The organism is Methylobacterium sp. 174MFSha1.1 (assembly GCF_900116815.1).
In the GTDB taxonomy this organism is placed as follows: domain Bacteria; phylum Pseudomonadota; class Alphaproteobacteria; order Rhizobiales; family Beijerinckiaceae; genus Methylobacterium.
Genome location: NZ_FPCB01000016.1, coordinates 80,477 through 99,548 on the forward strand (window position 1 = coordinate 80,477; position 19,072 = coordinate 99,548).

General features: G+C 73.0%; 16 protein-coding genes. 7 read left to right on the forward strand and 9 right to left on the reverse strand.

Annotated features, from left to right (window positions below; translation table 11 throughout):
- Nucleotides 1–105 precede the first annotated feature (105 nt).
- Nucleotides 106–663 carry a TetR/AcrR family transcriptional regulator gene (locus tag BM430_RS15100; protein WP_093568085.1) on the reverse strand — a complete coding sequence of 186 codons (558 nt, stop codon included), beginning with the start codon at nucleotides 661–663 and terminating at the stop codon, nucleotides 106–108.
- Nucleotides 664–754: 91 nt separating this feature from the next.
- On the opposite strand from BM430_RS15100, the gene BM430_RS15105 reads away from it, so the two are divergent.
- Nucleotides 755–1,948 carry an MFS transporter gene (locus BM430_RS15105; RefSeq protein WP_093568086.1) on the forward strand — a complete coding sequence of 398 codons (1,194 nt, stop codon included), beginning with the start codon at nucleotides 755–757 and terminating at the stop codon, nucleotides 1,946–1,948.
- Between the two features lie 24 nt (nucleotides 1,949–1,972).
- On the opposite strand, the gene BM430_RS15110 is transcribed toward BM430_RS15105, so the two are convergent.
- A complete protein-coding gene (locus BM430_RS15110; RefSeq protein WP_093568087.1) occupies nucleotides 1,973–3,073 on the reverse strand; it encodes a hypothetical protein in 1,101 nt (366 codons plus the stop codon).
- A gap of 439 nt (nucleotides 3,074–3,512) precedes the next feature.
- Complete coding sequence (locus BM430_RS15115) at nucleotides 3,513–4,181, reverse strand: outer membrane protein (RefSeq protein WP_093568088.1); 669 nt, start codon at nucleotides 4,179–4,181, stop codon at nucleotides 3,513–3,515.
- 249 nt (nucleotides 4,182–4,430) lie between these two features.
- Here BM430_RS15115 and BM430_RS15120 point away from each other — a divergent pair, with 249 nt between their 5' ends.
- The 6 genes from BM430_RS15120 to BM430_RS15145 all read left to right on the forward strand — a co-directional run bounded on the left by BM430_RS15120 (nucleotide 4,431) and on the right by BM430_RS15145 (nucleotide 11,029).
- Nucleotides 4,431–5,657 carry a glycosyltransferase family 2 protein gene (locus BM430_RS15120; RefSeq protein WP_244539501.1) on the forward strand — a complete coding sequence of 409 codons (1,227 nt, stop codon included), beginning with the start codon at nucleotides 4,431–4,433 and terminating at the stop codon, nucleotides 5,655–5,657.
- Nucleotides 5,650–6,780: an acyl-CoA dehydrogenase family protein gene (locus BM430_RS15125; RefSeq protein WP_093568090.1), complete on the forward strand. Its 1,131-nt coding sequence runs from the start codon at nucleotides 5,650–5,652 to the stop codon at nucleotides 6,778–6,780. The genes BM430_RS15120 and BM430_RS15125 overlap by 8 nt, the downstream gene beginning before the upstream one ends.
- Nucleotides 6,780–7,517 carry a PIG-L deacetylase family protein gene (locus tag BM430_RS15130; RefSeq protein ID WP_093568091.1) on the forward strand — a complete coding sequence of 246 codons (738 nt, stop codon included), beginning with the start codon at nucleotides 6,780–6,782 and terminating at the stop codon, nucleotides 7,515–7,517. The genes BM430_RS15125 and BM430_RS15130 overlap by 1 nt, the downstream gene beginning before the upstream one ends.
- A gap of 10 nt (nucleotides 7,518–7,527) precedes the next feature.
- Nucleotides 7,528–8,136, forward strand: a complete 609-nt coding sequence (locus BM430_RS15135; protein WP_093568092.1) for a class I SAM-dependent DNA methyltransferase — start codon at nucleotides 7,528–7,530, stop codon at nucleotides 8,134–8,136.
- A 329-nt stretch (nucleotides 8,137–8,465) separates the two neighbouring features.
- Nucleotides 8,466–10,211: a putative bifunctional diguanylate cyclase/phosphodiesterase gene (locus tag BM430_RS15140; protein WP_093568093.1), complete on the forward strand. Its 1,746-nt coding sequence runs from the start codon at nucleotides 8,466–8,468 to the stop codon at nucleotides 10,209–10,211.
- Complete coding sequence (locus tag BM430_RS15145) at nucleotides 10,208–11,029, forward strand: BLUF domain-containing protein (protein WP_093568167.1); 822 nt, start codon at nucleotides 10,208–10,210, stop codon at nucleotides 11,027–11,029. The genes BM430_RS15140 and BM430_RS15145 overlap by 4 nt, the downstream gene beginning before the upstream one ends.
- 220 nt (nucleotides 11,030–11,249) lie before the next feature.
- On the opposite strand, the gene BM430_RS15150 is transcribed toward BM430_RS15145, so the two are convergent.
- From BM430_RS15150 to BM430_RS15175, 6 genes are all read right to left on the reverse strand, one after another.
- Nucleotides 11,250–12,230, reverse strand: a complete 981-nt coding sequence (locus BM430_RS15150) for a catalase family peroxidase (RefSeq protein WP_093568094.1) — start codon at nucleotides 12,228–12,230, stop codon at nucleotides 11,250–11,252.
- Between the two features lie 109 nt (nucleotides 12,231–12,339).
- Entirely contained in the window at nucleotides 12,340–13,563 is a 1,224-nt protein-coding gene (locus BM430_RS15155; protein ID WP_093568095.1) for an aminotransferase-like domain-containing protein, read from the reverse strand.
- Between the two features lie 316 nt (nucleotides 13,564–13,879).
- Nucleotides 13,880–15,493: an ABC transporter ATP-binding protein gene (locus BM430_RS15160; RefSeq protein ID WP_093568096.1), complete on the reverse strand. Its 1,614-nt coding sequence runs from the start codon at nucleotides 15,491–15,493 to the stop codon at nucleotides 13,880–13,882.
- Nucleotides 15,494–15,772: 279 nt separating this feature from the next.
- Complete coding sequence (locus BM430_RS15165) at nucleotides 15,773–17,188, reverse strand: M20 family metallopeptidase (protein WP_093568097.1); 1,416 nt, start codon at nucleotides 17,186–17,188, stop codon at nucleotides 15,773–15,775.
- A 40-nt stretch (nucleotides 17,189–17,228) separates the two neighbouring features.
- Nucleotides 17,229–18,155 carry an ABC transporter permease gene (locus BM430_RS15170; protein ID WP_093568098.1) on the reverse strand — a complete coding sequence of 309 codons (927 nt, stop codon included), beginning with the start codon at nucleotides 18,153–18,155 and terminating at the stop codon, nucleotides 17,229–17,231.
- Entirely contained in the window at nucleotides 18,152–19,066 is a 915-nt protein-coding gene (locus BM430_RS15175; RefSeq protein ID WP_093568099.1) for an ABC transporter permease, read from the reverse strand. The genes BM430_RS15170 and BM430_RS15175 overlap by 4 nt, the downstream gene beginning before the upstream one ends.
- Nucleotides 19,067–19,072 lie beyond the last annotated feature (6 nt).

Below are 19,072 nucleotides of genomic sequence, written 5' to 3' on the forward strand. Positions count from 1 at the left end.
CTGATGGTCAGCGTGTTCGATGGCCTCATGCGCCTCTCGCTGGCACGGACCCGGGCCGGGGCCGGCGGCGAGGACGCAGCCGCCCGCGAAGCGAGGAGGGGGCTGTCAAGCGGCGGAGAACGCCGTCTCCACCAGCCCGCCCACCCGCTCCGCCCCGAGCGCCTCGTCGAACAGGATCCGGTAGACGATCGGCGCGACGACCCGGTCGAGCACCGTGTCGATATGCGGAAACACCTCGCCGCGCAGGCCTGCGCGCTCCGCGATGACCGTGATCTGCTGCCTGACATAGCCGCAGCAGCGGCGCGGCCCGGCCCCGCCCTCGGCGGCGAGCACGTCGCGGATCATCTCGCGCCCGAGGCTGGAGGACATCTCCTCGGCATATTGCTCGGCCCAGGCCAGAAGGTCGCCGCGGCCGCTGCCGGTCTCGACCGGCACCATGTCCGGCCGCAGCCGCTCGACCGCGACGTCGGCCAGCAACTCGTTCAGCTCGCCCCAGCGCCGGTAGATCGTCGAGGGCGTGACGCCGGCCTCGGCGGCGATCAGCGGGATCGTCACCTCGGCCCGGTCCATCCGGGCGAGGAGATCCCGCGCGGCGCGGTGGACCGAGGCCTGGACCCGCGCGCTGCGCCCGCCCGGACGCGGCCCCGCCTCCCTCTCCGCCATCGCCATGCCTCCTCCAAACGCAAAGAATTTGCTTTTAGCGCTCCGCGGCGCTAGATCCTTAACGCAACGGATTTGCTTTAGGGACACACAGATGCGCGCAGGTCAAGGATTCCGGCGGGTCGACCCGCTCGTCGTCCACGCCGTGACGCTCGGGGCGTTCTTCGCCGCCGCGGCGGCGCCGACGCCGCTCTACCGGATCTACCAGGAGACCCTGGCGCTCTCGCCGGTCTTCGTCACCCTGGTCTTCGCGGTCTATGCGGTGGCCCTGCTCAAGGCGCTCCTCGTCGCCGGCTCGCTTTCCGACCACCTCGGGCGCCGGCCGGTGATCGCCGGGGCACTGTGGCTCGAAGCCGCGGCGATGGGCCTGTTCCTGCTGGTCGGGAACGGGCCGGGCTGGCTCGTCGTCGCCCGGATCGTGCAGGGGCTCGCCACCGGCATCGCCGCCGCGTCGCTCGGCGCCGCCCTCGTCGACGTGGATCGCGCCCGCGGGCCGATCGTCAACGCGGTGGCGCCGCTCGCCGGCATGGCCGTCGGCGCGCTCGGCACCAGCGCGCTGATCCAGTATGCGCCGCTGCCGCTCCACCTCGTCTACGGGCTCCTGCTCTGCACCTTCGCCGGGCTGGCTTTGGCGGTCTGGCTCATTCCCGAGAGCGCTGCGACGCGGCCGGGGGCGCTCGCCTCGCTGCGGCCCCGCATGGCGGTCCCGCCCCGGATCCGGCGGCCGCTCGCCCTGGTGACGCCGATCAACATCGCCAACTGGACGCTCGGCGGCTTTTACCTGTCGCTGGTGCCCTCGGTGGTCGCGGCGGCCACCGGCAGCCGGGCGCCGCTCACCGGCGGGGCCGTCGTTGCCGCCCTGATGGTGGCGGGCGCCGTCACCGTCCTCCTGCGCCGCACCGCGCCGCCGCGGGAGAACCTGACCTTCGGGGTGCTCACCACGGCTTTCGGCGTCGTCGGGGTCGTCGCCGGCATCCACGCGGCGAGCGTGCCGCTGCTGATCCTCGCCACCCTGGTCACCGGCTGCGGCTTCGGCACCAGCTTCCTCGGCACCCTCGGCACGATCATGCCGCTGGCCGAGCCCGACGAGCGCGCCGGGCTGCTGGCCGCCTTCTACGTCCAGAGCTACCTCGCCTTCAGCCTGCCGGCGGTCGGCGCCGGCTTCCTCGCCCGCGCCCTCGGCTACGCGGCGACCGCCGACCTCTACGCGGCGGCGATCCTGGTGGTGAGCCTGACCGGGCTCGCGAGCTTGCGGGCGCGGTCGGGGCGGGAACTGGCGGCGGCGTGAGAGCGCTGGATCATGGGATCGTCCTCACATGAGGGTCCTGGCGAAGCGTGCGAACTCGGACGCCGCCAGTCCGAAGCGGCCGCGCAGGCCGGGCGCCCCCTGCGGGACCCGGGCGCCGAACTCGCCCCGGATCGCCCCGAGGATCTCCGCCACCTCGGCCTCCCGCCCGCTCTCGGGCCCGAGCCGCGCCAGCTCGTTCACCGCCCGGGGCGGCGGTGCGGCGACGCGGGTGGCCCAGTCGGTGCCCCAGACCCGGCGGGCGAGGGCGTCGTTGCGCCGGCGGTAGACCTCGTCGACCCGGGCGGTCATCGCCGGGTCGAGGGCCCGGAACGGCTCGGCGTCGAAGCCGTGCTCGTGCGCGAGGGCATCGATGCGGGCGGTGACCGCGCGGGAGGCCCCTTGCGCGCCGCCGGCCCCGCCCGCCCGCAGGCGGCGCGACACCTCGACGCCGACGGGCCCGAGACTCTCGTTGGTGCGGTAGGCGAGGTCGGCGGGGGTCAGGAGCGGCAGCAGGCGGTCGGCGAGGCCGAGCTCGACGGCGATGCGCTCGATCAGCGGAGCCGGGGAGTGCCGGTCCTGGACCGGCACGAGGTGCACGCGCCCCGCGGCCGCCCGCGCCCAGCCCTTGAGGCCGCGCCAGTAATCGAACCGCCGCGCCCGCAGCTCGGCCTCGAACGACGCCGCGAAAGCCCGGGCCTCGCGCAGGAACTGGATCCGCCAGGTATATTGCGATTGCAGGTAGGCGGCTTGCGGGCGCACCGTCATCAGGATCTCGGGCCGGAAGCCCCGGCGCTCGAACAGGCCGCAGAGGAGCTTCGGCGCCCGGTGCCAGGGCGGCAGCAGGCACAGGCTCTCGTAGGAGAGGAGCGCGACCTCCTCCCGGCTCCTGGCCAGCGCCCGGTCGAGGGCGTCGATCAATTCGCCCCGCTCCCGCCGCGGCCGGCGCCCGTCCAGGGTCTCGCCGAGATGCTGGTGGCTGACATGCGGGTGGGCGGCCGAGGCCGGCGTCAGCGCGGGGTAGAGGATGCCCGCTCCGCGCAAGGCGTCCCGGCGGGTGTGCAGCAGCATCTGCAGCGACGAGGTGCCGGTGCGCGGGGTGCCGATATGGATGATGGCGCGGCGCATGGCGGTCCTCAGCGCCTGTCCCGATGCCGGCGTTCCCGCGCGGGAGCGGTCGGGGATGCGCGGGGCGTCGTCCGGTCAGGGATCATGCGGATCTCCCATGCCTCAGGCCGGCGCCCCGGAGGGCGCGGGGTCGCACCCCGCCGGAGCCGGCGGTCACGGCTCAAGCGGAGCCGTTGGATGGGCAGAACTGCAAGCCCGAACAGGGCGATTTTGCGGCATCATGAGCCGGTCGCCCGGCAAAGTCCCGGTCCCGCGAGGCAAGATCCGACGACGAATACCGTCGAGATGCGGATCATGCCGTTGATTTTGCCGGTGATTCGTTCCCGCGGACGCGGATCGACGTCGAGGTCGATTTATTTTTGGGTCTCGATGTTGCCGAATGCGTTCCGCTTCGATGCGCAATGTTGTGGCGTGTGACGGAAGGACGGTCGCGCCCGGCTCAGCGCAGGCCGCCGCCGAGCACGCCCGCCTCGACGGCGACCGACAGGCGGTCGGTGATCGCCCACTCCACCCCGACATGCGCGTTCGGCAGGACCACGATGTCGTCGCGCGAGAACGGGCCCGAGACCGGCGTCGCCCCGGCCCGGATCGTGCCGTGCACGGCCGCCACGCCGCCGCGGGCGTAGAGCAGCACCTCCGGCGTCAGCAGCGCGCCGACCTTCACCTGCACCGCCCCGGCGAAGTCCCGGGTGTAGCTCAAGGCCCCGAAGCCCGGCGTCAGGCCGCCGGAGGTCGCCGCGAGGTAGTCGAACCCGCCGGAGATGCCGTAGACGAACCGGCCCTCCTGCCAGAGCCGCCCGCCCTCGAAGCCGATGGTCGGCCCGGCATAGCTGCCGAACCGCCGCGACGACACCGCCTCGAACCCGGTCGACATCCGGGCGTAGGAGCCGGACCAGCGGCCATCCACGCCGGGTTCCTCTTCGAGGCTTTTCGGCCAAGTAGTCTCGGGCCAGGCGAAGACGGGGAGGAAGCCGAAGCCGACGAGGCCCTGCGCCCTACCGGGATCCGGCGCGAGGGCGCCGAGGCCGAGGGTGAGGCAGGCCACGAGGCGGCGGGGGGAGAAAGCCGCGAGGCGGCGGCGGGAGCGGGAGGCGGCGCATCCGGTCATACGGCCACGATAGCCGAGCGCCGGCCGCTCCGCATCGGGGGCGCCGGCGAAGGTTTGTAACCGCAAACTTGACGGCAGACACACTCGGGCGTCCCGGAACGGGGCGGTCCGCCGCCTGTGACTCGATCGCGGGAGGCAAGCCGGACTTCCAGGGAGAAGCGGTCGATTTGGTCGCACCCCAGAGACTGGGGTGGAGTATGACATATGTGTCTGTCCGGGGGCGCGTTCGGCCCGCCGGAGACGCTGCGCGTGACCCATTCGGACAACCGGGACCGAACCCGGGGATTGGATTCCGGCGGCCCGCCCGCGCCGCTTTGCATCGTCGCCGTGCCGGTCCGCAACGAGGTCGACCGGATCGGCCCCTGCCTCCGCGCGCTGGCGGCGCAGGAGGGGATCGCGGCGGAGAACCTCGGAATCGTCCTCTTCCTCAACAACTGCACCGACGGCACGGCGGAGGCCGTGGCGGCGCTCGTGCCCGACCTGGACGTGCCGGTGCGGGTGATCGCGCGCGACTTCGCCGGGGCGCAGGCCGGATGGGCAAGGCGCGAGGCGATGGAAGCCGCCGCGGCTTGGCTGGAAGAAGACGCGGTGCCGGACGGCGCGATCCTGACCACCGATGCCGACAGCCGGGTGCCGCCGGACTGGGTCGCGCGCAACCTCGCGGCCCTGGCGCAGGGCGCCGACGCGGTCGCCGGCACGGTGGCCCTCGACGCGGCCGAGGCCGCGCGCCTGCCGGACGCGCTCCACGCCCGCGGCCGCCGGGAGGGCACCTACGAGGCGCTGCTCGTCGCCCTCGAATCGCTCATCGACCCGGTCGCGCACGATCCCTGGCCGCGCCACGCCACCCGCTCGGGGGCGAGCCTCGCGGTGCGCCTCGCGGCCTACCGCGCCGCCGGCGGCATGCCGGCCTTGGCGCTGGGCGAGGACCGGGCCTTCGTGGCGGCCCTGCTGCAAGCGGATGCCCGGGTGCGCCACGCTCCCGGCCTCGTCGTCGTCACCTCGGGGCGGCTCGACGGCCGCGCCCCGGGCGGCTGCGCCGACACGATGAGGCAGCGCTGCGCCGTGCCCGAGACCCCGTGCGACCCGCGCCTCGAACCCCTCGCCCGCGCCCTGTTCCGCTACGCCTGGCGGCGCCGGCTGCGGCGCCTGCACGGGGCCGGGCGCCTCGCCCGGACCGGATCGTGGGCGCCCTGGCTGCGCGTGCCGGCCGCCGAGGCGCGGCGGATCGCCGGTCTCCCGACCCTCGGGGCGGTCCTCGCGGCGGTCGAGGCGGCAAGCCCGCTCCTCGCCCCCCGGCCCCTGCGCCCGCGCGCGCTGCCCCGCCACAGCCTCGCCGCCCGCCTCCTGCTCGCCGGGCTGCGGCGCGGCGGGCAAGGATGGCGGCGTCTCGTTGCACCCGACACGTCCGGCCGTACCGAGGCGCCGCCAACCCTGCCCGCCCTCGGCCGGGCGTCGGAGGAGGCCGGCAATGCGTGATCCCTGGATTCTCCCCGGCCCGACCCGCGACTGCGTCGCCGCCGCCCGCCGGGTCTCGGCCCTCGCCGCCGCGCGGGCCGACGCGCAGGACCGCGACGACGGCTTCCCGGCCGAGGACGTGGCCGACCTCGCTCAGGAAGGCCTCCTCGCCGCCCCGGTGCCGGCGGGGGAGGGCGGGGCCGGTCTCGGGCAGGAGCCGGGCGCGGCCGACCTCGCCGAGGTGCTGCGCCTCGTTGGCCTCGGCAGCCTGGCGCTCGGCCGGGTCTACGAGGGCCATGTCAACGCGCTCCAGCTCGTCGCCCGCTACGCCGCACCGGCGGAGCGGCGGACCCTGTTCGCCGATGCCCGCGCGGGGCACCTGTTCGGGGTGTGGAACACCGAGCCGCCAGGGGCCGGCCTCGTCCTCGGCGCGGACGGTCGGCTCTCCGGGGTCAAGACCTTCGCCTCGGGCGCCGGCCGCGTCACCCGCGCCCTGGTGACGGCGCGCCGGCCCGGCGACGGGCGGCCGCTAATGCTCGTCGTCGCCCTCGAGCCCGGGATGCGGTCCGACCTCTCGGCCTGGCGCGCGCAGGGGATGCGCGCCTCGGCGACCGGCACCGTCGACCTCGCCGGCCTCGCCCCGGAGGCGGTGCTCGGCGGGCCGGACGATTACCACCGCCAGCCGCACTTCTCCGGCGGCGCCTGGCGCTTCGCGGCGGTGCAGTTAGGCGGCATCGAGGCGGTGTTCGAAGCGTGGCGCGGCCATCTCGCCCGGACCGGGCGGGGCGACGATCCCCACCAGCTCGCCCGCCTCGGCGAGGGGGCGATCGCCCTCGAGGGCGCCCGGCTCTTCGTGTCCCGGGCGGCCGCCCTCGTCGCGGAGGAGGCGCTCGCCGTGGAGCGGGTCGTCGCCTTCGTCGATCTCACCCGGCTCGCGGTCGAGCGGGCGGGACTGGAGGTGCTGGGCCTCGCCCAGCGCTCGGTCGGCCTCCAGGGCTTCCTGCGCGGCCATCCCCTGGAGCGGCTGTCGCGCGACCTCGCGACCTACCTGCGCCAGCCCGCCCCCGACCGGGCGCTGACCGGCGCCGCCGCCACGATCCTCGCCGCCGACGGGCCGGTCGCCGCGCTCTGGGAGCCGCGATGATGCGGGCCGACGTCTTCCTCGCCGCCGCCGAGGCGCTGCCCGAGGGCTCCCTGCGCGACCTCGTGCCGGCCGGCGGGATCGTCGTGGTGGCGCCCCATCCCGACGACGAGAGCCTCGGCTGCGGCGGGCTCATCGCCGAGGCCTGCGCCCGACACATCCCGGTCCGCCTCGTCGTGGTGAGCGACGGAATCGGCTCGCATCCGAATTCCAGGACCCACCCGCCCGAGCGCCTGCGGCGTCTGCGCGAAGCCGAGACCCTGGCGGCGGCGGAATGCCTGGGCTTGGGCCCCGAGCACGTCGCCTTCCTGCGCCTGCCCGACCGGTTCGTGCCGCATTCGGGTCCCGAGGCCGAAGTCGCGGCCCGGGCGATTGCCGAGGCCGCCCGGGCCTGCGGGGCGGGCGCCCTGTTCGTGACCTGGGAGCACGATCCGCATTGCGACCACGCGGCGAGCGCGGCGCTCGCCCGCCGCGCGCGGGACCTCCTCGGGGATGTGTCCCTTCATGCCTACCCGGTCTGGGGCTGGACGCTGCCGCCGGAGACCGAGATCGACGGAGAGCCCCGAGGCGTCCGCCTCTCGGTTTCCCGCCACTTGCGCGCCAAGGCGGCGGCCATCGCCGCCCACCGCTCGCAGACCACCGACCTGATCGACGACGATCCGCAGGGCTTTCGCCTGGAGCCGGCGATGCTCGCCCGCTTCGCGCGGGACCACGAGATCTTCCTCGACGTCGCTCTATGACGAGGCCGCGATGACCCGCCACACGACCTCGCTGCCGCCCGGCTACTTCGACGAGCGCTACGCCGCCGATCCCGATCCATGGAACTTCGAGACGAGCGCCTACGAACGCGACAAGTACGACGCCACCCTCGCGGCCCTGCCACGCCCGCGTTACGCGGCTGGCCTCGAGATCGGCTGCTCGATCGGGGTGCTGACGGCTTCGCTCGCGCCCCGCTGCGACACCCTCACCGCCCTCGACGTGGCCGAGGCCGCCCTGGACCAGGCCCGCGCGCGCTGCCGCGACCTCCCGGGCGTACGCCTGATGCGGGCCCAGGTGCCGGGCGAGTGGCCGGAGGGCACCTTCGACCTGATCCTGCTCTCGGAAGTGGTCTACTACCTGGATGCCGGCGACGTCGCCCGCCTCGCGGCCCGGGTGCGCGGGAGCCTGCGTCCCGGCGGCGACGTCGTCCTGGTGCACTGGACCGGCGAGACGCATTATCCCCTGAGCGGCGACGAGGCCGCCGACCTGTTCATCCGCGAGAGCCGCGAGACCCTCGCGCTCGACCGGCAGGTCCGCGCGCATTCCTACCGGCTCGACGTGCTGCGGTCGCGCGCGGCGCCGGCCGCTCCGGCCGCGTGACGTAAACCCGTGCGTCGTCCCTCGCTACCGTGAAGCTGGGGCGACCGCGCCCGTCCGTCTCCGTGCCGCTATCCCGATCACCGGCACGCCATCCGGCCGATCACCATCCATTAGCCATGCACGACGATCCGGCGGAGCTTGTCGTCTCTTGCCACGTTGCAGTTGAGCGCGCTTCCGGGATCAGCCGAACGGTACCCCGGAAACGCGCGACGCAGCGCCGGATCTTCCGGTCCGCCAACAAGCGAGACGAAGCGTTCATCGTTTCAATATAGTCCTACCCAGTATCGCGCTGCGCCGCCCCGGCGCCCCTCGCGGAGCCCGACACCCCCATGACAGCCCTCCTGTCGGCCGAGCCGCGCTTTGTGCCGGTCCGCGCCGCCGTGCGCCCGGACGGGCCGGACCCCGCCGCGACCCGGCGCCTCGCCCGCGGCCTCGACGCGGTCCGGCACGGATTCGTGCTGATCGACCCCGACGGCGGCGTCGCCGTCTGCACCGCGCCGGCCCGCGCGCTGCTGGAACGGCTCGGCCTTCACGGCACGCCGAGCCTCCGGCGGCTCCTGCGCCTCGCCCGCGCCGGCTCCGGCCTGTCCGCGCGGGAGATCCACGGGCGCCTCGTCGGCGGGGCCGTCCTCGACGTGGCGGCGGGCGGCCACAGCGTCCAGGTCGAGATGCACGACGTCCCGGGCGAGGGCGTCGCCCTGGTGCTGGAGGATGTCAGCCTGCGCCGGGCGGCGGAGAGCCGGGCCCACGACCTCGCCCGCCTCGATCCCCTCACCGGCCTGCCGAACCGCCTGCAGCTGCGCGAGCACCTCGACGCGGCGCTGGCGCGCCTGGAGCGCCAGGCCGAGGGCTGCGCCGTCCTCCTCGTCGATCTCGACCGCTTCAAGCCGGTCAACGACACGCTCGGCCATCCGGTCGGCGACGCGCTGCTGCGCAAGGTGGCCGACCGGCTGCGCGCGATGGTCCGGGCCGGCGACACCGTCGCGCGGATCGGCGGCGACGAGTTCGTGGTGCTGCAGGCCGGCGTGGCCGAGCCGGGCGAGGCCCAGGCGCTGGCGCGCCGCGTCGTCGACCTCGTCGGCCGCACCTACATGATCGAGGGCCAGCTGCTCTCGATCGGGGCGAGCGTCGGCGTCGCCCTGGCGCCGGCCGACGGGCAGGATGCCGACCGGCTCCTGAAGAACGCCGACCTCGCCCTCTACCGCGCCAAGCTCGACGGGCGGGGCACCTTCCGGTTCTTCGAGCCGGCGATGGACGCGCGCATGCAGGCGCGCCGGCGCCTCGAGCTCGACATGCGCCAGGCGCTGGCCCGGCGCGAGTTCCAGCTCCACTACCAGCCGCAGATGAACCTCGCCGACGAGCGGCTGGTCGGCTGCGAGGCGCTGATCCGCTGGCACCATCCGGAGCGCGGGCTGGTCTCGCCTGTCGACTTCATCCCGCTCGCCGAGGAGATCGGCCTGATCGTGCCGATCGGCGAGTGGGTGATCCGCCAGGCCTGCCGCGACGCCGCCGCGTGGCCCCAACCCCTGACGGTGGCCGTCAACGTCTCGCCGGCGCAGTTCACGAGCGACCGCCTCGTCGAGACCATCGTGTCGGCCCTCGCCAATACCGGCCTGCCGGCGGCACGGCTCGAGGTCGAGATCACCGAGGGCGTGCTCTTGCAGGACAACGACAAGACCCTGCACACCCTCCACCGCCTGCGCGCCCTCGGGGTGCGGGTGTCGATGGACGATTTCGGCACCGGCTACTCGTCCCTGAGCTACCTGCGCGCCTTCCCGTTCGACAAGATCAAGATCGACCGCTCCTTCGTCGCCGGCCTGTGCACCGGGACGGATGCGGGCACCAAGGCCGACGGCGAGGCGATCATCCGGGCCATCGCCGGCCTCGGCCGCAGCCTCGGCATGACCACGGTGGCGGAGGGCGTCGAGACGCCCGAGCAGCTGCGGCGCATCCGGGCCGAGGGCTGCACCGACGTCCAGGGCTACCTGATCAGCCGGCCGCTGACGGCCGATGCCCTCCTGACCCTGCTCGCCGCCGCAATTCCCGGAAGCCCGCCATGCCGGAGCCCGTCATGAGTGACCTCTACCGCCTGGTCTATGCCAGCAGGAACCTGATCCAGGGCCCGGACCACGAGGTCGCGGCGGCCATGCGCCAGATCCTCGACGCCTCGAAAACCAACAACCGCGCGGCCGGCGTCACCGGCGCCCTGATGTTCAACGGCGGCGCCTTCGCGCAGGTGCTGGAAGGGCCGCGGGCCGGCGTGGAGGAGACCTTCGAGCGCATCCAGCGCGACGAGCGCCACGGCGACGTCACGGTGCTGCAATGCGGCCCGGCCGAGACCCGCGGCTTCCCCGACTGGTCGATGGCCTTCGTCGGCCAGTCCGCCCGCGGCCAGGCCCTGTGGTGCGGGCTCGCGGCCGAGAGCGGCTTCGACCTCGCGCGCCTGGACGGCGACGGGGTGTTCGCGATGCTGCACGGCCTCGTGCTGGAGGAGGAGGGCGTCCCGATCACGGTCGCGCCCGCGCCGATGCAGGCTCCGACCGGCCCTCGCGCGGTCGCCGCGGAGGCGCCTGTTGCGGCGGCGGTCCCGCCGGTGGCGGCCGTCCGTCCGGCCGAGGCGTCCCTGCCGGAGGCGGGGTCCGCGGCGCTCGCGGTGCTCCGGACCGCGCTCGCCCGCGAGCGCGACCGGGCCCACGCCCTCTCGGCCGAGGTCGACGACCTCGCGGTCGCCCTCGCCGCGGGTCGCGACGAACTCGCGGCCCTTCGCGCCGAGCGCGACCACTGGGCCGAGCGCGCCCGGGTGCTCGCCGGGATGCTGTGCCGGGAGGTGGAGGAGGTGCGCCAGGGGGAGGTAGTCGTAGCGCCGCGGCGGGCGGAGTGGGCGGTGGCCTGAGAGGACTTCGGATCTCTCCACCGGGTTCATTCCCTCCATCGTCATTCCGGGGCCGCGCAGCGGAGCCCGGAATGACGATGGAGGGTTTCAAGTCTGCTGAGCAGGTCCGACAAGCGTTGAACTGCCGGTATCCCTCATCCCACCCCCGACCTCAGGATGAGGCTGCGGGTGGGACGGAAAACCCTTTCTCGCAGTCCTGTTCCCGCGAGACGGGCAGCCCTCAGTTCGAGCGCCGCGACAGCGACACCGCGTAGGCCGGGGAGCGGATCGCGAACATCGGGTCGTCGGCCGGGCCGGCGATGCCCTCGGGCAGGTCGACGACCGGATCGAAGGTGGCGGCGTCGCAGGTCGCGTCGGGCGCGATCTCGGTGATCGCCAGGGTGCCGAGCGTCTTCGTCTTGCGCTGGTCCTCCGGCCAGGTCGCGGTCACGTCGGCGGTCGGGTCGCCCGGCTCGGCCAGGATCGCCACGAGGTCGAACTTCGCCGGGCCGCGGGACAGCCGCTCCTTCAATTCATCGGCGTAGAACGCGTCGGGCTTGGCCTTCAGCTCCTCGTCCGAGAGGGTCGCCTTGTCGGCGGCGACGAACTTGAGCTTGGCCGTCGTCTTGTCGCCCTTGGCGTTCGTCAGCGTGTAGGCGTGGACCGCCCAGTAATCGGTGCCCGCGAAGCTCGCCGGCACCGGCCGGGCGCTGAGCCACGCCGCCTGGCGGCCGGTCTCCGGGTTCTGGGCCGCGAAGGCCTTGATCTTCTCGGCATCCGGCTTGCCGTCCGGCCCCGCCACCCGGACCTTCAGGAAGTCGAGGAGCTGGCCCGGGGTCCTGGTCGAGAAGACCGGGGCGGAGATGATCACGAAGGTCAGGTCGCCGGCGGGATCGGCCATCCGCATCGCGAAGCCGCGGGTGGTCGCCTTGGTCTTGTCCGAGATCTTCGGGTTGCCGCCGCCCATCGAGAAGCGGGCGGTGACCGGCACGGCCTTGCTGAACTGGGGCGCCTTCGACAGGCTCGCCGCGTCGGAGGCCGGCGTGAACGTGCCCTTGAGGCAGACGCCCTTGGCGCCGCTGGCGCGCACGCCCTTGTGGTCGCCGCTGACGGCGAATTGCAGGGCGACGATGGCGGCGGGATCCGCCTCCTCCGCGGCTGCGGGCGCGACGAGAGAGGCGAGCGCGGCGGCGCCGGCCAGGAGGGAGAGGGACCGGATCATCAGGGCGTTTCCTCGGATTTACCGAGGGGCACTTTGGATTGTGCGCAACTTTATAGCAAGTCTGATTTCCGCTCCGTGGCCGATCGTTTCCGGACGGTGACGGGCGGGATCAGGTCGCGCGCCGAAGTGCGGCGACTGCCGCCGCGAGTCGCCGCATCCCCTCGTCCAGCCGTTCCGGCGGGTTGAGGGTGAAGTTGATCCGCATCCCCCGCCTGTCCGCCCCGCCGGCGTCGAACACGCTGCTCGGCGCGTAGCAGATTCCCGCCGCGAGGGCGTGCGGGAGCAGCGCGTCGGTGTCGAAGCCAGGATCCCGGGCGGTTGCCCAGACGAACATCCCGCCGACCGGCACCTCCCAGGTGAACCACTCGGCGAGGTGCGTCGCGAGCGCGGCGCAGAGCGCGTCCCGGCGCGCGCGGTAGAGCGCGACGACCGCCGGCCGGATCGCCTCGACGAGGCCCGTCTCGATCGCCGCGAGCGCGATGCGCTGGGTCACGCCGCTGGTGCACAGGTCCGAGCCCTGCTTGGCGAGCGTCAGCGCCTCGATCATCGCGGGCGCCGCGACGATCCAGCCGATGCGCAGACCCGGCGCGATCTCCTTCGACAGCGTGCCCAGCGAGACGACCGGGCCGGCATAGGGCTCGCCCGGCGCTCCTTGCGCCGACAGCTCGATCAGGCGCGGCAGCGGCGCGCCGTCGTATTGCAGGGTGCCGTAGGGATCGTCCTCGACGAGCCAGGTGCCGGTGTCGTGCGCCGCCGCGACGAGGGCCCGGCGCGTCTCCAGGCCGACGAGGCGCCCGGTGGGATTGGAGAAGTTCGGCACCACGTAGGCGAATTGCGCGCCCGCCAAGCCTTCGTGGGCGTCGAAGCCGGGGGCGTCGAGCACGAGGTTGCGGAAGGACGGCGAGCGCGGCCGCCAGGCGTCAAGGGCGCCGAGATAGGTCGGGTGCTGGCCGGCGATCAGCCCGCCCTCGTCCAGCAGCACCTTGCCGACGAGGTCGAGGGCTTGCATCCCCGAGGTGGTCACCAGCACGTTGTCGCGGGTCAGCGGCAGGGCGGGCGACCCGAGGCGCCGGGCGAGGGCGTCCCGCAGGGCCGGCAGCCCCTCGACCGGGCCGTAGCCCAGAACCTCGTCCGGATGCTCGGCGACGGCGCAGCGGGCGATCCCGGCCATGCGCTCCGTCGGGTAGATGTTCGGGTCGGGCAGGCCGCCGGCGACGTTGATCAGGTCGGGGATCGCGCCGGCGGCGAGGAAGGTGCGGGTGATCTGGTTGGTGGTGCCCATCCACCGGGCGAAGGCCGGCCGCGGGGCGGAGCGGGGGGAGGAGGGCACCATGGGGTCGGGCTCGCGGGGTTCGGGGGACCATGCGGATCTACCACCGGACGCGCGAGAGGTGCGGGCGATCTCAATGCGATTTCTGCTTGTTCGGTGCGCAAAAGAATAGAGCGCGCTCCCCTCTCCCATGTGGAGAGGGGCTGGGGGTGAGGGTGCTACGATTCCGCAGAATACTGAACCGCCTCGCTGCCAGCACCACGCTCCGTGCTTCACACTGAAGCGTGTCACCCTCACCCCTACCCCTCTCCCACACGGGAGAGGGGATCTCGCGCTTGAAGAATATTGAAGTTAGTTACGATGAAATCGTACCGCCTCCTCACGCCGTCTCGGCGAACAGCGCCCCGGGCACCGCCGCCAGCAGGCTGCTTGTGTAGGGATGCTCCGGCGCCCGGAACAACGCCTCGGTGCGGTTCATCTCGACGACTTCGCCGCGATGCATCACGGCGATCCGGTCGCAGATCGTCGCCGCCACGCGCAGATCGTGGGTGATGAACAGCATCGCGATGCCGAGGCGCTGCTTCAAATCCTCCAGCAGCGCCAGCACCTGGGCCTGGACCGAGACGTCGAGGGCCGAGACCGCCTCGTCGGCGACGAGCACGTCCGGCTCCATGGCGAGGGCCCGGGCGATGCCGATGCGCTGGCGCTGGCCGCCCGAGAAGGCGTTGGGATAGCGCTCGGCGGCGGTCTGGGGCAGGCCGACGAGGTCGAGGAGCTCGCGCGCCCGGGCCCGCGCCTGGCGGGACGGGGTACCGTGGGCGATCGGGCCGCCGGCGATGATCTGCTCGACGGTGCGGCGGGGATTGAGCGAGGCGAAGGGATCCTGGAAGATCATCTGGATCCGCCGGCGCTCGTCGCGGAGTGCCGTGGGCTTCAGCGCCGTGAAGTCGAGGCTGCCGAGGCGCACCGTACCGTGATCGGGCTCGATCAGCCGGATCGCCAGCCGCGCCGTCGTCGATTTGCCGGAGCCCGATTCGCCGACGATCCCGAGGGTCTCGCGCCGGCGCAAGTCGAAGCTCACCTCCTTGACCGCGGCCACCACCCGGGGCTTGCCGAGGAGGCCGGCGCGGGTGGCGTAGGTCTTGGCAAGCCCCATCACCGAGAGGGCGACCGGCGCCTCGGTGATCGGCTCGCGCTTGGGCGGGGTCAGGCTCGGCACGGCGGCGAGCAGCGCCTTGGTGTAGGCGTGTTGGGGATGGCGCAGGACCGCCTCGGCCGAGCCGGATTCGACCAGCCGGCCGCGTTGGAGCACGGCGACGTGGTCGGCGATGTCGGCGACGACGCCGAAATCGTGGGTGATGAACAGCACCGCCATGTTGCGGCGCTTCTGGATGGCACGGATCAGCTTCAGGATCTGCGCCTGGGTCGTGACGTCGAGGGCCGTCGTCGGCTCGTCGGCCACCAGCACCGCCGGTTCGAGGGCCAGCGCCATCGCGATCATCGCCCGCTGGCGCTGCCCGCCCGAGAGCTGGTGCGGATAGGCCTTCACGATCTGCTCGGGGTCGGGCAGGCCGACCTCGCAGGCGAGCGCGACCGCGCGCTCGCGCCGCTCCCTCGGCGTCAGCAGGTCGTGGGCCTCGAACATCTCGGCGATCTGGTCGCCGATGCGCATCACCGGGTTGAGCGCCGTCATCGGCTCCTGGAAGATCATCGCGATCCGCCGGCCACGCAAGGAACGCCAGGCGCGCTCGTCGAGGCGGAGCAGGTCCCGGCCCTCGAACAGGATCTCGCCGCCCGCCACCTTCAGCGACCGCGGCAGGAGGCCGGTGAGCGCGTAGGCGCTCATCGACTTGCCCGAGCCGGACTCGCCGACGACGCACAGGATCTTGCCCGGCATCAGGTCGAGGTTCAGGTCCTCGACCGCGTGCGGCCGGTCGGCGCCCTTCGGCAGGGCGAGGGTCAGGTTGCGGATCTGGACGATCGGTTCGCTCATCTCTGGCCCTCATGCGCCCGATGGGCGGGTTGGTTCGATCGGATGAAGTCTTGTTCGCGGCTGGTGTCAGTGTCTCGACAGCATTCATGCCCTCCGCGTCATCCCGGGGCTCGCCGAAGGCGAGAGCCCGGGATCCATAACCGCCGATATTGGAGGAACAGGCGGTCAGCGTTCCGCATCATCCTGAGGCGTCGGCGGCTATGGATCCCGGGTTCCGCTGCGCGGCCCCGGGATGACCCGGAGGGTGTCAGTTCCGTTGCGGGATGCGAGCGGGGGTTCTCACCCCGCCGCCTTGCGCTCCGCCAGCACCGCCGGCCCGGTCTCGCCGAGGTCCCAGAACAGCCCGGCCATCAGCCCCAGCGCCTCGCGGGTCGGCGGGCCCAGAAGGTGCTCGTTCGGCGCGTGCTGGGCGCAGGCCGGGTAGGAATGCGGCACCCAGAGCGTCGGCAGCCCGAGGATCTCCGAGAAGGCGTCGTTCGGCAGCGAGCCGCCGAGATTGGGCAGGAGCGCCGGCCGCTTGCCCGTGCTGGCCTCGATCGAGGCGAGAGCCCAGGTCACCCAGGGATCCTCGACCGGCAGGCGGGTGGCGCGGAACACCTCGCCGCGGGTCGCCCGCACCTCGACCATCGGGAAACCGTTCGCGTCGAGATGGGCACGGACCGCCGGCAGCACGCCCTGCCAGTCGGTGCCGACGACGAAGCGCAGCTGCAGCGTCGCCCTGGCGGAGGGCGGCACCGCGTTCTGCGGCCCGTCCGGATCGCCGCACTTGAAGGCCAGCACCTCGAGGGTGTTCCAGGCGAAGACCCGCTCGGCCGGAGTCAGGCCCGGCTCGCCCCAGCCCTCGTCGATCTCGGGCGCGTTCGGATCGCCCCCGACGGTGATGTCGGCGAGCGCCGCCCGCACGCCCGCGGGGATCGGCGGCGGGCGCAACGCGTCGAGGAGGATCTTGCCCTGCCCGTCGACCAGGGTCGCGATGGCGTTCGCCAGCACGGTACCGGGATTGCGCAGGAGCCCGCCCCAATTGCCCGAATGGTGGCCGCCCTCGCGAAGATTCACCAGCAATTCGAAGGTGACGCCGCCGCGCGAGCCGAGGAACATCGTCGGCCGCGCCGCCTCCAGCCGCGGCCCGTCGGAGGCGATGAGGAGGTCGGCGGCGAGCGAAGCGGACTCCGCGCGGCAGACCTCGTGCAGGCCCGGCGAGCCGGCCTCCTCGCCCATCTCGACCAGGAGCTTGACGTTGAAGCCGAGCTGGCCGCCGCGGGCCTGCATCACCGCCTCGAGGGCGCCGAGATTGATGAGGTGCTGGCCCTTGTTGTCGGCGGTGCCGCGCCCGTACCAGCGCTCGCCCTCGACCGTGACGGCGAGGGGATGCAGGCCCTTGCGCCACTGCTCGGGGTAGTTCCGCACCGTGTCGCCGTGGCCGTAGGTCAGCACGGTCGGCAGGTCGTCGCCCTCGTGCCGCGTGGCGATCAGGAACGGCCCGCGCCCAGACTTCGGGTTGTCGAGGAGGCGGGTCTGGAAGCCGAGGCGCTCCACCAGGGGGGTGACGAAGCGGGTCAGGTAGGCGGCGAGCGCCTCACCCTGGTCCGGGGCCTGGCTCTCGGTCGGCAGGGCGACCGCCTCGCGTAAGCCGGTGAGGAAGCCGCCGTCGTCGAAGTGCCGGTAGGCCAGCCCGATGGCGTCGCGTCGCGACATGGGAGAACTCTCTCTTCTTCTACGCGGACGAAAGGAAAGATCAGTGCCAGCCTTCCGGAGCGGTGATGTCGCGCACCCCGTCGCCCAGAAGGTTGATGCCCAGCACCAGGATCAGGAGCGCCACGCCCGGGATGGTGATGACCCAGGGCTGGAAGAACATGTACTGCTTGCCCTCGGCGATCATCAGGCCCCAGGACGGCAGCGGCGGCTGCACGCCGAGGCCGAGGAAGGAGAGCGCCGCCTCAAGCAGGATCGCGTGCGCCATCTCAAGGGTCGCGACGACGATCAGGGCGTTCAGGATGTTGGGCAGGATCTCCTGGGCAAGGATCCGCACCGGGGAGAAGCCCGCGGCCTTCGCGGCGGAGACGAAGTCCTGGTTGCGCACCTGCCTCGTCGCGGCCCGCGTCACCACCGCGAAGCGGTCCCAGAGCAGGAAGCCCAGCACCAGCACCACGACCTTCAGCGAGCCGCCGACCAGCGAGGCCATGGCGAGCGCCACCAGCACCACCGGCATCGCGAGCCGCGTGGTGACGACGTAGCTCACCACCGCGTCGACCCGCCCGCCGTAATAGCCGGCCAGCACCCCGAGCGCGGTGCCGATCACCCCCGAGATCAGCGCGGCGGACAGCCCGATCAGCAGCGAGATCTGACTGCCGTAGATCAGGCGGCTCAAGTAGTCGCGCCCGAGCTTGTCGGTGCCGAGGAGGTGCTCGACGCTGCCCTTGGCGTGCCAGAACGGCGGGATCAGCCGGCGCGACACGTCCTGGGCGTAGGGGTCGTGCGGGGCGATCAGCGGCGCTGCGAGCGCCATCAGCACGACGAACCCGACGATGCCGGCCCCGATCAGGAAGCCGCCATGGGACAGGCCGCGCCGGAGCGCGATGGCGGCCGGCGAGCGGGCCGGGGGCAGGACGATCTCGGCGGGCGCCGAAGCCGGGACGAGCGGGGAGGCGGGCCGGGTCGTCATGAGCGCAGCCTCGGATCCAGGAGGGCGTTGAGGAGGTCGGCGGCCAGCGTCAGCCCGATATAGATCATCGCCAGCACCAGCACGATCGCCTGGACCACGGGGAAGTCGTTGCGGGCGATCGATTCCCAGGCGAGCTGGCCGAGACCCTGGAGCGAGAACACCGCCTCGATCACGATCGAGCCGCCGAGCATGAAGCCGAACTGCACCGCGGCGAGCGCGATCACCGGGATCACGGCGTTACGGAGCGCGTGGCGGATCAGGATCTTGCGCTGCGGCAGACCCTTGGCGCGGGCGGTGCGGACGTAGTCCGAGGATAAAACCTCGAGCATGCCGTTGCGGGTCAGCCGCATCACCGCCGGCATGGCGTAGTAGCCGAGCGCCACCGCCGGCAGGATGAAGTGCTTCCAGGTCGCGTTGCCGGAGACCGGCAGCCAGCGCAGGTTGACGGAGAAGATCAGGATCAGGGTGAGGCCGAACCAGAAGCTCGGCATCGCCTGGCCCAGCACCGAGATCGCGAGCGCCGCCCGGTCGAGCCAGGTGTCGCGATAGAACGCCGCGAGCACGCCGAGCGGGATCGCCACTAGGAGCGCGACGGCGAGCGCGATCACCCCAAGGGTCAGGGTCACCGGCATGCGGGCGGCGACGAGGTCGGTCACCTGCTCGGGGAAGTAGAACGAGCGGCCGAAATCGAAGTGGAGCGCCCGCCAGGCCCAGGTGCCGAACTGGACCACCAGCGGCTGGTCCAGCCCGTGCTGCGCGCGGACCGCCGCGATCTGCTCGCCCGTCGCCTCCGGGCCGGCGATCGCGGTGGCGAGATCGCCCGAGAGGTGGAGGAGCATGAAGCTCGCCACCGAGACGGTCAGCGCGACGCCGACCGCGACGAGGATGCGCCGCAGCGCGAAGCCCAGCATGGCGCC